General features: G+C 72.3%; 11 protein-coding genes. 4 read left to right on the forward strand and 7 right to left on the reverse strand.

Going from position 1 to position 14,430, the window contains the following annotated elements:
* Positions 1 to 102: 102 nt before the first annotated feature.
* Positions 103 to 1,122, forward strand: coding sequence for a glycosyltransferase family 2 protein (locus R2D22_RS22620; RefSeq protein ID WP_318106482.1), 1,020 nt, complete (start codon positions 103 to 105; stop codon positions 1,120 to 1,122).
* Between the two features lie 86 nt (positions 1,123 to 1,208).
* Here the strand turns inward: R2D22_RS22620 and R2D22_RS22625 are convergent, their stop codons facing one another.
* From R2D22_RS22625 to R2D22_RS22640, 4 genes are all read right to left on the reverse strand, one after another.
* A complete protein-coding gene (locus tag R2D22_RS22625) occupies positions 1,209 to 2,828 on the reverse strand; it encodes an LCP family protein (protein ID WP_318109929.1) in 1,620 nt (539 codons plus the stop codon).
* A gap of 149 nt (positions 2,829 to 2,977) precedes the next feature.
* Positions 2,978 to 4,720, reverse strand: a complete 1,743-nt coding sequence (locus tag R2D22_RS22630) for an LCP family protein (protein ID WP_318106483.1) — start codon at positions 4,718 to 4,720, stop codon at positions 2,978 to 2,980.
* 258 nt (positions 4,721 to 4,978) lie between these two features.
* Positions 4,979 to 6,193 (reverse strand): LCP family protein, encoded by a 1,215-nt coding sequence (locus R2D22_RS22635; protein ID WP_318106484.1) that lies wholly within the window; start codon positions 6,191 to 6,193, stop codon positions 4,979 to 4,981.
* Positions 6,194 to 6,425: 232 nt separating this feature from the next.
* Positions 6,426 to 7,178, reverse strand: a complete 753-nt coding sequence (locus R2D22_RS22640; protein WP_318106485.1) for a TIGR03089 family protein — start codon at positions 7,176 to 7,178, stop codon at positions 6,426 to 6,428.
* A gap of 137 nt (positions 7,179 to 7,315) precedes the next feature.
* Here R2D22_RS22640 and R2D22_RS22645 point away from each other — a divergent pair, with 137 nt between their 5' ends.
* From R2D22_RS22645 to R2D22_RS22655, 3 genes are all read left to right on the forward strand, one after another.
* The gene (locus R2D22_RS22645; protein ID WP_318106486.1) at positions 7,316 to 8,692 is read left to right on the forward strand and encodes a peptidoglycan recognition protein family protein; all 1,377 of its coding nucleotides are present in this window, start codon (positions 7,316 to 7,318) and stop codon (positions 8,690 to 8,692) included.
* Positions 8,693 to 8,794: 102 nt separating this feature from the next.
* Positions 8,795 to 9,877 (forward strand): mannose-1-phosphate guanylyltransferase, encoded by a 1,083-nt coding sequence (gene manB / locus R2D22_RS22650; RefSeq protein WP_318106487.1) that lies wholly within the window; start codon positions 8,795 to 8,797, stop codon positions 9,875 to 9,877.
* Between the two features lie 259 nt (positions 9,878 to 10,136).
* Positions 10,137 to 11,108: a DNA-3-methyladenine glycosylase family protein gene (locus R2D22_RS22655; protein WP_318106488.1), complete on the forward strand. Its 972-nt coding sequence runs from the start codon at positions 10,137 to 10,139 to the stop codon at positions 11,106 to 11,108.
* 15 nt (positions 11,109 to 11,123) lie between these two features.
* Here R2D22_RS22655 and R2D22_RS22660 read toward each other — a convergent pair whose 3' ends face one another.
* From R2D22_RS22660 to R2D22_RS22670, 3 genes are read right to left on the reverse strand one after another with little or no spacing between them, the layout of a single operon-like run.
* On the reverse strand, positions 11,124 to 12,443 hold the full coding sequence (locus R2D22_RS22660; RefSeq protein WP_318106489.1) for a coenzyme F420-0:L-glutamate ligase: 1,320 nt from the start codon (positions 12,441 to 12,443) through the stop codon (positions 11,124 to 11,126).
* Entirely contained in the window at positions 12,440 to 13,396 is a 957-nt protein-coding gene (cofD, locus tag R2D22_RS22665) for a 2-phospho-L-lactate transferase (RefSeq protein ID WP_318106490.1), read from the reverse strand. The genes R2D22_RS22660 and cofD overlap by 4 nt, the downstream gene beginning before the upstream one ends.
* A gap of 13 nt (positions 13,397 to 13,409) precedes the next feature.
* Positions 13,410 to 13,925, reverse strand: coding sequence for a cysteine dioxygenase (locus R2D22_RS22670; protein ID WP_318106491.1), 516 nt, complete (start codon positions 13,923 to 13,925; stop codon positions 13,410 to 13,412).
* Positions 13,926 to 14,430 lie beyond the last annotated feature (505 nt).

The raw sequence follows: 14,430 nt of genomic DNA on the forward strand, positions 1-14,430 counted from the left end.
AAGGGGGACCGTGTGAACCGTAGGCCCATACGATCAGCGACAGCGGGCACCGGCCCCCGCGGCGCGCGACCGTGTCCCCCGTTCGCGGTAACGTGGCGGGCAATGAACGCCACGCCTCCCGTCTCCGTGATCATGCCGGTCCTCAATGAGGAGCGGCACCTGCGCAACTCGGTCCGCCACATCCTCGAGCAGGAGTACGACGGCGAGATGGAGGTGGTGATCGCGCTCGGGCCGTCCACGGACCGCACCGACGAGATCGCCGCCGAACTCGTCGCCGAGGACCCCCGCGTCCACACCGTGCCCAATCCCACGGGCCGTACGCCCGCCGCGCTCAACGCGGCGATCAAGGCGTCCCGCCACCCGATCGTGGTACGCGTCGACGGGCACGGCATGCTGTCGCCGAACTACATCGCCACCGCCGTCCGGCTCCTGGAGGAGACCGGCGCGCAGAACGTCGGCGGGATCATGCACGCCGAGGGCGAGAACGACTGGGAGCACGCGGTCGCCGCCGCGATGACCTCGAAGATCGGCGTCGGCAACGCGGCCTTCCACACCGGCGGCACCGCCGGCCCGGCCGAGACCGTGTACCTGGGTGTCTTCCGCCGCGAGGCGCTGGAGCAGCAGGACGGCTACAACGTGGAGTTCATCCGCGCCCAGGACTGGGAGCTGAACTTCCGGATCCGCGAGGCGGGCGGCCTGATCTGGTTCTCGCCCGAGCTGCGGGTCCAGTACCGGCCGCGGCCCAGCGTGCGGGCGCTGGCCAAGCAGTACAAGGACTACGGGCGTTGGCGGCACGTGGTGGCCCGCTACCACCAGGGTTCGATCAACCTCCGCTACCTCGCCCCGCCGACGGCGGTCTGCGCGATCGCCGCGGGCCTCGTGGTCGGCGCGGCGGTCAGCCCGCTCGGCTTCGTGATCCCGGCCGGCTACCTCGCCGCGATCACGGTCGGCTCGCTGCCGGCGGGCAAGGGCCTGCCGCTGAAGGCCCGGCTGCAGATCCCGGTGGCGATGGCGACCATGCACATGTCGTGGGGCTACGGCTTCCTCACCAGCCCCCGCGCGCTGGCGAAGAAGGTCATCGCGAGCCGCCGCCCGGCGGTGCGGGCGACGACCGACGCCTGACCCGGCAACCCGGAACGAAACCACACGCGAGAGGCCGCCCGGTGCGTCATGCACCGGGCGGCCTCTTCGCGTTCACCGCGACCGGGTCAGCTCTTGCCGTCCCAGCGGTAGACCGAGTACACCGGCATGCACTTCTTCTCGTCGGCCCGGACGACGTCCGAGCCCTCCGGCAGGTCACCGGCCTCGGGCTTCTGCTGCTTGTACGCGGTGCCCTCGCGCCAGTCCGCGCCGATCACCACGGTGACCCCGGTCACGTCGGCGTCCGCCTTGACGGCCGTGGCCGGCAGCCCGAGCGCGGTCGCGACCGACAGGGCGTCCGACTTGCCCTGCGCGCCGGCGTCCTTGGCGTACTTGACCACCGAGTCCTTGCGCGGCTCCGCGCTCTGCGACGACTCGGCCTTCGTGAAGCCCTTGCCCTGCAGCGTCTCCGCGACTCCGCGGGCCCGGCCCTTGACCGGCTGCTGGCCGTCCACACCGGTGCCGTTGATCACCGTCACCCCGACCGAGGCCGGTGCCGCGGCGGGCGGGCCGCTCGGCGTCGCCGGGGCGGACGGCTTCGCGGCGTCCTTCGGGTCGCCGTTCTTGTCGAAGGCGACGTCCTCGCGGAGCATCCCCCAGATCTTCTCGGCCTTGCTCGGGACCATTTCCAGCTTCTGGTCGTCGATCCTGGACTCGACCGTCGGGACCGTGGCCGTCGTCATCCGGTTCAGCTTCACGTTCTTCAGCTGCATCGACAGATCGAAGAGCGACTTCACCGAGCGGATCTCGTCGGAGACCTGGAGCGCCTTCGTGGCCGTCTCGGCGAGGCCGAGCAGCTGGCCCGTGTCGGTCCAGGCGTTCTGCTTCTGCAGCTTCTCGAACATGCCGTTCATGTACATGTGCTGCGCCTTGGCACGGCCCTGGTCGTTGCCCCAGGCGTGCCGGGTGCGCAGCCACTGGAGGGCCTGCTCGCCCTTGACCTCGGTGGTGCCCTTCTTCAGCTTCAGACCTGAGCCGCCCTTCACCATCCGGGTCGGCTTGTCGTACACGCCGGTCTCGACGCAGACCGGGACGCCGCCGACCTCGTCCGCCATGGAGACCACACCGGCGAAGTCGATCATCATCCAGTGGTCGATGTAGACCCCGGTGAGCGACTCCCAGGTGGTGAGGGTGCAGCCCGGACCACCGCGCCCCAGCGTCTCGTTGATCGGCCGGGTCGTCGTCGCGGCGTACGTCTTGCCCTTGGCGTCCGTGCACTTCGGGATCTTGACGATCGTGTCGCGCGGAATGGAGACGGTGGAGGCGCTCTTCCGGTCCGCGGAGATGTGCACGAGCATCTGCACGTCCGCGAGCGGCTGCTGGTTGCGCAGGTCCTTGCCGCCGCCCAGCTTGACGTTGCGCGGGTCGCTCCGGTCGTCGGAGCCGATCAGCAGGATGTTCAGCGGGGTGTTGCCGAGCGCGTTCGGCGCGGCCTTCTTCACGCCGCTGTCGCCGCCGCTGCGGCCGCCGCCGCGCAGGTTGCTGTTGAGGTGCTGGTAGTACAGGTACCCCGCGCCGGCCGTGCCGAGTATCAGCAGCGACAGCACGGCCGCCACCCACTTGAATATCCGGCGTTTGCCGGACTTCTTGGCACGGCGGCGCGGGCCGCCGCGCCGGTGGCCCGTACCGCCGCCGACGTCGCCGTCCGATCCGTCCCCGGAACCACCGCCACGTACGCGGAGGCCCATGGTGCCGCCGTCCTCGTACAGGCTGTCGTCCCAGCCGTGTTCACGGGCGTGCGGAACGCGTTCCCGCGCCCCCTCCCTACGCACGCTTTTGTTGCCCACCCCAGGCCCCCTCGGTGATCAGGCGCGCCCGCGGCCCGGGATTTCCGGGGTCACGCGGCGCACACCTTCTTGTCTGCTTCAACCTTGTCGATGTCCGGCACCTTCGCCGGTCCGGTGATGGGCACCCCCGCGCCCTTGAAGTCCGCGCCCAGGATCAGCGTCATCGGCTCCATCGGCCCCGCGTCCGCCGTGCCCGGCTTGAGTGCCGTGGCGGGCAGGCCCATCAGGTCCGCGAGCTTGCGGGCCTGGTCGGCCTGGTTCGGGGCGTACGTCAGGGTCGTCAGCGCCGCCTTCTCCGGGGCGTTGCTCTTGTTCGTGGAACGCGACACACCCTGCTCGTTCTGCAGCCAGTTGATGGTGTTCTGCGCCGCGCCCTGGATGCCGCTGCCGTTGTAGACGTCCACCCGCACCTTGGCGGTTTCGGCGCGCGGCCCCTGAAGAAGCGCGGCCTGGGCGTTCGCCTTGGCGTTCTTGGCGTCCTGTTCCTTCTTCTTCACCTCGGTGAGCGAGGTGTCCGACTTCATCAGCGCGAACAGCTGCTCCGCCTTCTCGGGGTGCGGAACGACCGTCGCCTTGATCTTCTCGGCCGGGTTGTCGACGACCGGCAGCGTCGCGAAGGTGATGTTCTTCGGGTCGATCGGGGTGAGTTCCTTGGCCAGGTCGGAGAGCTTGGAGATGCTCCCTATCCCGGTGTCGACGGTCAGCGCGTTGGTGGCCGCCTCGGCGAGCCCGTACAGCTTGGTCGGGCTGGTCAGCGTCTCGTCCGACTTCATCTGACGGATCATCGAACTCAGGAACTGCTGCTGGACCTTGATGCGGTCCAGGTCGCTCTCGTTGCCGAAGCTGTGCCGGGTGCGTACGAAGGCCAGCGCCTGCTCGCCCGCGACGGTGGACTCACCGGCCGGCAGGTTCAGATGCGAGTCCTTGTCCTTGACCGGCTTCTTCAGGCAGACCTTCACGCCGCCGACGGCCGTCGTCATCTCCTTGACGGCGTTGAAGTCGGCCATCATGAAGTGGTCGACGGTCAGCCCGGTGAGCTCCTGGACCGTCTTCATCGTGCAGCCGGGGTCGCGTCCCGCCTGGCCGAGGCTGGTGTTGAACCGGACGTCCTGATCGCCGGGGATGACCTTCGTGCCCTCCGCCGTCCTGGTCTCGCAGTCCGGGATGTCCGTCTTCAGGTCGCGCGGGATCGACATCGCCGTGGCGTTCGTCCGGTCCGCGGAGACGTGGAACAGGATCGTGGTGTCGGCGTGACCCGGGCTGTTCTTGTCGCCGTAGCCCGCGTTGCCGGAGCCGGTCCGCTTGTCCGTGCCGATCAGCAGGATGTTGAAGGCCTGGCCCTTCTTGAACCCGCCGCTGGCCGAGGGCACGTCGATGGTCTTGATGTTCCCGTTGAAGTGCTCGTAGAGCGCGTACGCGCCCACGGCGCCCGCGACGACGACGAAGGCCGTCACGCCGCCGGTCCACATCAGGGCCTTCTTCTTGCGGGACTTCGCCGGCCTGCGCTTGCGGCGGCCGGCCGGCGGCCCGTCGCCGCCGTGCCCCTCGGCGACCCTGCGCCGACGCTGGCCGGGGACCGGTGGGGCGTCGGCGGCGCCGGGACGCCGCTCACCGCCACGCGTACGGTCCGGCGTTCTGGGGCCCGGTGGGGTCACGCCGCGCGGGCGGGAGACGGGTGCCGACTGCCCAGCGGAACGGTCCAGTCGCAGTTCGTAGTTGCCTGTCCGCGGGTTGAGGACCCACTGGTCGGCGGGATCGATCTCGTCCGCCCGTCCACGGCTGTGCGCGTCCACGGTTGCTTGAGTCCTCCGTCGGTGCCACGCGAGGCGCCTCCCCCGGCGGGCGCTCCGTTCGTTCGATCATCAGAGTGCGCGACCACGCGGTCGTAGCACCGGATCGCGTCACACTATCCGCCCAGTTCAGCGTGGGGCGACGTCCGTGACAAATTCCACGCACCTTACAACCGGGCAATTTGCCCAAACACCGTTTCCTGTGGGGCACGGCTTGGACATCGCTTTACCTGCGCGCCTGCGCGTGACGGAGCGAACACGTCACGAGCACGCCCCCTCGGCGGCGTTGCGCCCCGAGAAGGTCGGCGCCGGCTCGGGGCTCCGGCTGCCCGTGTCGTCCGGCTTGCCGTCGGCCGCGGCCCGCTCCCCGTCCTCGCTGCCCGGCGCGACGACCACCGGTGCGTCCTCGCGAAGCCGCTTGAACAGTTCGTTCGCGGCGGGTTGAACCAGTTCGTCCCGGTTCGGGTCGTACGTGTAGGGCCGCCTCGGCACCGTCAGGAACTGCACCTTGTCCGTCGGCACGCTCCGCATCGAACGCGCCAGGTCGTAGAGGTCGCGCAGCGAGCCGAGCCCGGGATCGGTGGTGATCGCCTTCGTCGCCGCGTCGAGCACCGGGTACAGCTTCGTGGGATTCAACAGGACGCCGTTGCTCTGCACCTTGTTGACGAGTGCGCCGAGGAACTGCTGCTGGCGGTCCATGCGTTCGGTGTCACTGCCGTTGCCGAGCGACTTGCGGGCCCGCACGAAGCCCAGCGCCTGCTCGCCCCGGAGCGTCTGCCGTCCGGCCGGCAGCTTCAGATGTGCGTCCGGGTCGTTCACCGGCTCCTTCAGGCAGACCTCCACCCCGTCCACCGCGTCGACCATCTTCTTGAAGCCGCGGAAGTCCACCACCATGTGGTGGTCGATCCGGATCCCGGTCAGCCGCTCCAGGGTGCGGATCGTGCACGCCGTCCCGCCGAACTCGTAGGCCCAGTTGAACTGGGCGAACTGCTCCCGGGTGCGCGTCCCGTCCGCCGCGCGGCAGCTCGGGATCCAGACCATCAGGTCGCGCGGCACCGAGACCGCCGTCGCGCGCTTCCGGCCCGCCGACAGATGCAGCAGGATCGTGGTGTCCGAGCGCTGGGTGCCCTTGTCGCGGCCGTACTTGCGGTTGCCCTTCCCCGAGCGGGTGTCGGAGCCGATCATCAGGATGTTCTGCGCGCCGAGCGCCCCGGGGCTGGGGCGCTCCTTCTCGTAGGCGCGCAGCTCGGCCTCGGCGGAGGTGTCCGTCGTGATGTTGCCGTCGAGCTTGCGGTACAGCCACCAGCCGGTGGCGGCCGCGCCCAGCAGGACCACCGAGCAGCCGAGGGCCGTCCAGCGCAGCCAGTGCCGCTTCCGCGCGGGGGTGCCCGGCTCCGGGCCGTCCGCGCCGGTGCCCGGCTCCCCGTCGCCCGCCGGCCCTTCCGGCCCGGCGGGCGTGCCTGCACTGTCCGTCACGTCTGGGTCCCGTCCGTCGAGGGGTCTGCGGCGCGTACCCGCCGATCATGTACCGGCGTTGACGTGCAGGCCCGGGGAGTCGGCGCGTCGCTGCGCCGTACGGGTGGCGGACGTTCGCCGGTCGGACGACAGCGGGCGACGGGCGGGTGAATGGCGGGGCGGCGGGCGGGCGGCGGTACGGGTCGGTCGCCGTACGCGTCCTACGCGTCGTACACGGGACCCGCCGTACGCGTCACTCCGCGGTGCGTGTCACCCGCTCGCTCTCCACCCGCTTCGCCAGCCCGTCCGCGTCGAGCAGGTCCAGGTTCCGGCACAGCACGACCGAGCCGCCGGCCGCCAGCGGCGCGTACAGCCCGGCCGAGACGCCCTCCCAGGAGTCGTACGGGCGGCCCGAGAGCAGCCGGGCCCCGGGGCCCAGGCCGAGCGCCTCCGCGTCCGCCCGCGCCCGCTCCACGAGCTGGGCCTCCGTCAGCTCGACGCCGTCGACGACGAGCGCGCGGGAGTCCGGGTCGACGGGGACGAACGGGGCGAACCGGTCGCCCTGGCTCGGCACCTCGACCGCGTAGTCGGCGTACCCGGCCGGCGCGGCCGGGAAGCGGCGGCCGAGCGGGGCGAGCGACAGCGCGATCCGCTCCCCGGAGCAGGCGAGGCCCTCGTCGAGCCGGTCCGGACCGGCGACCACCAGGTCGGCGCCGGCCGGGTCGCCGCCGATCTCGGCGGTCACGCCGACGGACGAGCAGGCCAGCAGCCAGACGGCGGTCTGCCAGTGGGCCGGCAGCAGCAGCGCCAGCCGGTCGCCCGGCTCGGCGGAGAGCTCGCCCTGAAGAAGGTTGGCGGTCTTCGCCACCCAATTGGCGAAGGTGGCCACGGACAATTCGACGCGCTCACCGGTGGCGTCGTCGTAGAAGGTGACCAAGGGGCGGGCCGGGTCCGCGGCGAGCGCGGATCGCAGCAGGTCGGCGGGGGTGCGGTCGGTGGCGTTCACGCGCGCAAGGGTACGCGGCAGGGGACGCGGGGGGCCGCCGTACCGGTGACCCCGTCCTCCGGTCGGACCGACGGGCCGTCAGTTTCGGGCCGGGCTCCCGCCGAGCGGAACGGCCGCCGGCCGCCCACGATCGCCACATGCGTGCCTACCTTGCTACCTCCATCGGCGTCGTGTGCACGGCTGCCCTCGTCCTCCCTCTCGCTCCCGCGGCCGGTGCGGCGGCGCCGCCGCCCTCCGACCCGCTCTCCCGCGCGTCCGCCCCGGCGGCCTCGTCGCGCGCGCCCGACTCCCCGGCCGGGGGGACCCAGTCGCTCGCACTGGGCAACCTCGGCGGCCCGCGTGTGGCCGGCTCCGCAGCCGTGCAGGGGCTGACCCGACGGGACGTCAGACCGTTCTCGCTGGTCGGTGTCGTCTGGGACGACGCCGAGACCGAGCTGCACGGCACCGTCCAGGTGCGGACCCGGGCCACCGGCGGCACGGCCTGGTCGGAGTGGCAGGACGTGGAGACCCACAACCTCGAACACGCCGCCGACCCCGGCACCGCCGAGCGCGCGTCCGGCCCGGTGCGCGGCGCGACCGCCCCGCTGTGGGTGGGCGACTCGGACGGCGTCGAGGTGCGCGTCCGCGCCGAACGCGCCGCGGCGCTGCCGGAGGGCCTGCACCTGGAACTCGTCGACCCGGGCGAGGACCCGGCGGCGGAGGCCTGGGCCGAGGTCCCGGCCGATCCGGCGGCCGACCGCGCGGTGGAGGCGGCCTCGGCCGCCGCCGCGGCCGTCTCCGACGACGCGGCGGACGGGGTGCGGAGCGTGTCCCTCGCCGCCGCCGAGGGGACCGTGATCCCGGCGCTCTCGCAGGACGAGACCCGGGCGCTGTACGCGGAGAACCTCGCGCTCCGCGCCAAGCCGTACATCGGACCCCGCCCCCGGATCATCACCCGGAAGGGCTGGGGCGCCGACGAGCGGCTGCGCGAGAAGAAGTTCGTGTACACGAAGAAGGTGAAGGCCGCCTTCGTCCACCACAGCGCGACCGGCAACAACTACACCTGCAAGCAGGCCCCCTCCGTCCTGCGCAGTATCTACCGCTACCACGTGGTGAGCAGCGGCTGGCGCGACTTCGGCTACAACTTCGCCGTCGACAAGTGCGGAAACATCTACGAAGGCCGGGCCGGGGGAGTGTCCAAGCCCGTCCTCGGCGCCCACACCCGCGGTTTCAACACGAACAGCATGGGCATCGCCGTCCTCGGCACCTTCGGTTCGAGCACCCCGCCGGCGGCCGCGGTGACCGCCGTCGCCCGTCTGACGGCGTGGAAGCTGGGGCTGTTCGGGGCCAACCCGCGTGGCACCACCACCCTGACCTCCGGGGGCGGAAACCTGTACAAGAAGGGCAGGAAGGTCAGGCTCAACGTCATCTCCGGACACCGGGACGGCTTCGCCACCTCGTGCCCCGGAGCCCGGCTCTACAAGAAGCTCGGCGCCACCCGGACCGCCTCCGCGAAGTACCAGGGACGCAGCTGACACGACCCGTTCCGGTCATCGGTCCGATCATCTGCATAAACTGACCGGTCGCATCGCAAGACCAGCGGTGTGACCGGCCCGAGCAGGAAGCAGAGACGACAGGTGACAGAAGCGATCCTTCTCGTCGGCGGCAAGGGCACGCGGCTGCGGCCACTGACGGTGAACACGCCGAAGCCGATGATCCCGGCGGCCGGCGTGCCGTTCCTCACCCACCAGTTGGCGCGGGCCCGCGCCGCCGGCGTCGAGCACGTCGTCATGGCCACGTCCTATCTGGCCGAGGTCTTCGAGCCGTACTTCGGCGACGGTTCGGCCCTCGGGCTCAGCCTGGAGTACGTGACCGAGGAGGAACCGCTCGGCACCGGCGGGGCGATCCGCAACGTCGCGTCCCGGCTGCACTCCGGGCCGGACGACCCGGTCCTCGTCTTCAACGGCGACATCCTGACCGGCCTGGACATCCGGGCCCTGGTCGCCGCGCACGGCTCGTCGGGCGCGGACGTCTCGCTGCACCTCACGCGGGTCGACGACCCGCGCGCGTTCGGCCTGGTGCCGACGGACCCGACAGGGCGCGTCAGCGCGTTCCTGGAGAAGCCGCAGACGCCCGAGGAGATCGTCACCGACCAGATCAACGCGGGGGCGTACGTGTTCCGCCGCTCGGTCATCGACACGATCCCGGCCGGGCGGCCGGTCTCGGTGGAACGCGAGACGTTCCCGGAACTGCTCGCCTCCGGCGCGCACCTCCAGGGCATGGTCGACTCCACGTACTGGCTCGACCTCGGCACCCCGCAGGCCTTCGTCCGCGGCTCCGCCGACCTCGTCCTGGGCCGCGCCCCGTCCCCGGCCGTCCCTGGCCGCTGCGGCGACCGCCTCGTCCTGCCGACGGCCCGGGTCGCCCCGGACGCCAAGCTCACCGGCGGCACGGTCGTCGGCGAGGACGCGGTGATCGGCGCGGGCGCGCGGATCACCGGCAGCACGATCCTGGCGGGCGCGGTCGTCGAGGCCGGCGCGGTCGTCACCGACTCCCTGGTCGGCGCCGGCGCCACGGTCGGCGCCCGTACGACGCTGACGGAAGCGGTCATCGGCGACGGCGCGACGGTGGGCCCCGACAACGAACTCCGCGCCGGCGCGAGAGTCTGGTGCGACACGGAACTCCCCCCGAGAGCAATCCGCTTCTCCTCGGACGAGTAACCGCCGAAGCGCGTAAGCCCTTAGTTGTGGGCATTCGTTCCGCTGGGGCGATGGGGGTCCCCCTGCTCGAGCGAAGCCGAGAGCTTGGGGGAGGGTGGGCACAACGGAACGGTGCCTTGGCGGGCGCCTCCGCCCCAGGTTCGTACCCGCACCCCGTACGCGCCGCGCCTTGCAAGCGCCCCACGCCCGTGGTGCGGGTAGGCACATGTGCGGAACGCGCCCGCAGAGGCACACGGTGGCGAGGGCTACGCTCGTACCCATGGCCGGCCGCTTCGCCCCTCGTACCCCCACCACCCGCACCACCCTGCGCGGCGGCCACGTCCCCGTCCCCCGCTCGTTCGACCTGGAGCAGGGCGTCGACCTCGGCCTCACGCTCGGCCCGCTCCGCCGCGGCCCCGCCGACCCCACCTTCCGCGCCGGCCGCGACGGCTCCGTCTGGCGTGCCAGCCGCACCCCCGACGGCCCCGGCACCCTCAGGGTGGCCGTCCGGGCCGGGGGCGGCGTCGCGGCCGAGGCCTGGGGCCCCGGCGCGCAGTGGCTGCTCGACGGCCTGCCCGCCCTCCTGGGCGCCGACGACGACCCCGCCGCCTTCGTCCCCCGTCACCGCCTCGTCGCCGCGGCGCACCGCCGCCGCGCCGGCCTCCGGCTGACCCGGACCGGGCTGGTCATGGAGTCGCTGATCCCGTCGATCCTGGAGCAGAAGGTCACGACGGACGAGGCGTACCGCGCCTGGCGCCTCCTCGTCCGCAAGTACGGCGAGCCCGCGCCCGGCCCCGCCCCGGACGGCATGCACGTGATGCCCGACACGCGGACCTGGCGGCAGATCCCGTCGTGGGAGTGGCACCGCGCCGGCGTGGACGACAAGCGCGCCGCGACGATCCTGCGCGCGGTGCGGGTCGCGCCCCGCATGGAGGAGGCCGCCGGCATGGAGGGCCGCAAGGCCCAGGAGCGCCTGGAGCTCATCCCCGGCATCGGCCCCTGGACCTCCGCCGAGACGATCCAGCGCAGCAACGGCGCGCCCGACGCGGTCACCGTCGGAGACCTGCACCTGCCCGGCATCGTCGGCTACGCCCTCGCGGGCGACCGCACCGCGGACGACGCCGCGATGCTCGAACTGCTCGCCCCCTACGAGGGTCAGCGGCACCGCGCCGCCCGCCTGATCCTGCTCAGCGGCCGCGTCCCGCCCCGCCGGGCGCCGCGGATGACGCCCGGCAACATCGCGTCGCTCTGAAGCGAGCCGCCGCGGCTACCGCACCTCGATGAACGCGCCCGCCTGCCGTGCCGGCCGCTCCTTCGGTGGGGTTGCCGCGTGCCCGATGGCGACCGCGCCCATCGGGTCCCAGTCGTCCGGCAGCGCAAGCACCTCGCGTACGACGTCGCGGCAGAACATCGTGGACGACACCCACGCCGAGCCGAGCCGCTCGCCCGCCAGTGCCACCAGGAAGTTCTGCACGCCCGCGCCCGCCGCGACCACGAACATCTCGCGCTCCGCCGCGTCGCGGCGCGCGTCGCCGTAGTGGTGCGCGCCGTCCGCGACGAGGCACGGCACCGCGAGGTACGGCGCGGCCCGCAGGACGTCCCCGCGCCGCACCCGCTTCGCGATCGACTCCTCGGACTTCCCGTCGCGTCGCAGGTCGGCGATCCACGCCTCGCGCATCGCGTCGAGCAGCCGGGTCCGCGAGTCCGCCGACTCGAGCAGCACGAACCGCCACGGCGTCGTGTGGTGCGGCGCCGGCGCGGTGACGGCCGCGGCGACCGCCCGCCGTACGGCGCCGGGGTCGACGGGCTCGTCGGTGAACTCCCGTACGGTGCGCCGCAGCGTCACCGCCTCCCGTACGGCCTCCGACGTCCCGAGCCGGAACATGTCGTCGGCGGCGCCGCGCACGAGGGCCCGTGCCCCCGGCTCGTCGTCCCCGCCGACGACGTGCGGCAGACCCCGGACGACGGCGACCGGCAGCCCGGTCGCCTTGCCCTTCACCAGGTCGCCCGCCGCGGCCAGTTCGTCCGCGGTGGCGACGACGGTCGCGCTGAGCGGGTTGCCGTGCGCGTCCGTCCCGCCCCGCAGGTCGTCCAGGACGCGTACGCCCGCCGCGCCTATCGCCACGTCGGTGAGCCCGCCGCGCCAGGGCCGCCCGAAGGTGTCCGTGACGACGACGCCCACGTCCACGCCGAGCGCCTCGCGCAGCCCCTGCCTGATGGCGCGTGCGGAGGCGTCCGGGTCGACCGGCAGCAACAGCACCGTCCCGGCAGGGGTGTTGGAGGCGTCCACACCGGCCGCCGCCATCACCAGACCCTGCCGGTTCTCGACGATCCGCAGCGTGCCCCGGCGGGCCACGACGCGCACCGTCTCGGCGTCGATCGCCTCCTCGCGGTCGTCCGCGGCGACGATCCGCCCCTCCGCCTTGCTGACGATCTTGGAGGTGACGAGCAGGACGTCCCCGTCCGCCAGGTCCGGCGACACGGAGGCGATCAGCTTCGCCAGGTCGTCCCCGGCCCTCACCTCGGGCAGCCCGGGCAGCGCCCAGACGCGGTACGCGGCGGAACCGCTCTCCGGCGCCCCCGTCACGTCCGGACCTCGTCCGCGAGCGCCAGCGCCTCGCGCGCCATCGCCGCCGTGGCCTCGACGTCCGTCATCATCAGCGGCACGGCGCGGCAGCGGATCCCGGCCGCCTCCACCCGCGCCACCGCGCCCTCGTCGACCGTGTCGACCAGCCAGCCGTCGAGCAGCCCCGAGCCGTAGTGCTCGGCCACCGCGGCCGCCGTGGACTCCACGCCCACCGCCGCCAGCACCTTGTCCGCCATCCCGCGCACGGGCGCGTCGCCGACGATCGGCGAGAGCCCGACCACCGGGACGTCCGCAGAGGCGATCGCCTCGCGGATACCGGGGACGGCCAGGATGGTGCCCACCGACACGACCGGGTTGGACGGCGGGAACAGGATCACGTCCGCCTCGGCGATCGCCTCCAGGACGCCCGGCGCCGGCTTCGACGCCTCCGCGCCGACCGGCACGACCGCCTGCGCGTCCACGGAGGCGCGCAGCTTCACCCAGTACTCCTGGAAGTGCACCGCGCGGCGCTCGCCGTCGACCTCGATCGCGACGTGCGTCTCCACGCGGTCGTCGGACATCGGCAGCAGCCGCACGCCCGGCTTCCAGCGTGCGCACAGCGCCTCGGTCACGGCGCTCAGCGGGTAGCCGGCGCCCAGCATCTGGGTACGGACGATGTGCGTGGCGAAGTCACGGTCGCCGAGGCCGAACCACTCCGGCCCCACGCCGTACGCGGCGAGCTCGCCCTTGACCTGGAAGGTCTCGTCCGTACGTCCCCAGCCCTGCTCCTCGTTGATGCCACCGCCGAGGGTGTACATCACCGTGTCGAGGTCGGGGCAGACCTTCAGCCCGAACAGATGGATGTCGTCACCGGTGTTGCCGATGACCGTGATGTCGGCGTCGGGGGCGGCCTGCTTGAGACCGCGCAGGAAACGGGCACCACCGATGCCACCGGCCAGAACCACAATGCGCATGCACAGCAGTTTGTCAGGCGGGGACGATCTCTTCCGCCGCCGGGGCGCACTGCGCCGCCACGTGCGCGCTCTCGTGCATCGGCATCTCGGTCAGGCCCGGGTAGTAGACGTGCAGGCTGACGGCCGGTTCGAGGGAGTCGTTGACGACCTCGTGGACGTACCCGGGCGCGAAGACGCGCTGGGACCCGCCCCTCAGGGCGCGGCGCCCGCGTTCCGTACGCTCCGTCAGCTCGCCCTCCAGGACGGTCAGCACACCGGACGACCTGCCGTGGTCGTGCGTTCCGCTGCCCTGGCCGGGCACCCAGGAGAGCAGCCAGACCTCGTAGCCGGGGCCCGTACGCAGCCGGTGGTACCAGCGGGTGGTGGCGTCGTACTCGATCAGGTGCGCCCACTGGGCGCGGTCGGCGGCGATCTCGCGGGCGAGGCCGGCGAACTCGGCCACGGTGGTCGGGTGCTGCTTGGCCGGCTGGAGGAGGTGCGGGACCTCGAGGAGGTCGCCGGCGATCTGAAGGTCGCTGTCGCTGTTCATGGGTGCGGTGGTTCCTCGGCAGAGCGTGCGGGGGATGGCGCGGTGCGGGGTGTCGCGAGAGACGCGGTGTCGCAAGGGGGCCGGACACGAGGGACGTCAGGGACGTCGGCGTCGGCGGGGTCGCTGGAGCGCTAGGGCATCAACAGCTGGAACAGCAACAGCAACAGCGTGCCTGGACAGCGCTGCGGTACCCACGGGCGTGGGTCGCGGAAGGCGCTGTGGTCGCTGGCATGGCATCAAAGGTGACGGGAGGGCGGCCCGACTGTCAACCCAATGCCCGATTTGGGGGTAATGTTTCACCTCATCCGGTTACTCCATGCGGAGAAAGGTTTGTGCAGCCATGGGCCGGGAGACATGGCGCAGCAACCGTGCCCGTAAACACGGCGGGGGTCCCGTGATCGGACTGTGATCCGGATCGCTTCCGTGGCTGGATCGCAACAAGATCGAAGTTTCGGGCGTCCTCCTCCGTGAGGAGGGGCGGTGTCATCGAGGCGGCGGCTTGTGT

This window comes from Streptomyces sp. HUAS YS2 (genome assembly GCF_033343995.1).
Taxonomy (GTDB): Bacteria; Actinomycetota; Actinomycetes; order Streptomycetales; family Streptomycetaceae; genus Streptomyces; species Streptomyces solicathayae.

Coding starts and splice junctions, on each gene's coding strand:
- R2D22_RS22620 (WP_318106482.1), top strand. CDS start 103: ATGAACGCCACGCCTCCCGTCTCCGTGATCATGCCGGTCCTCAATGAG.
- R2D22_RS22625 (WP_318109929.1), bottom strand. CDS start 2,828: ATGGGCCTCCGCGTACGTGGCGGTGGTTCCGGGGACGGATCGGACGGC.
- R2D22_RS22645 (WP_318106486.1), top strand. CDS start 7,316: ATGCGTGCCTACCTTGCTACCTCCATCGGCGTCGTGTGCACGGCTGCC.
- R2D22_RS22655 (WP_318106488.1), top strand. CDS start 10,137: ATGGCCGGCCGCTTCGCCCCTCGTACCCCCACCACCCGCACCACCCTG.
- cofD (WP_318106490.1), bottom strand. CDS start 13,396: ATGCGCATTGTGGTTCTGGCCGGTGGCATCGGTGGTGCCCGTTTCCTG.
- R2D22_RS22670 (WP_318106491.1), bottom strand. CDS start 13,925: ATGAACAGCGACAGCGACCTTCAGATCGCCGGCGACCTCCTCGAGGTC.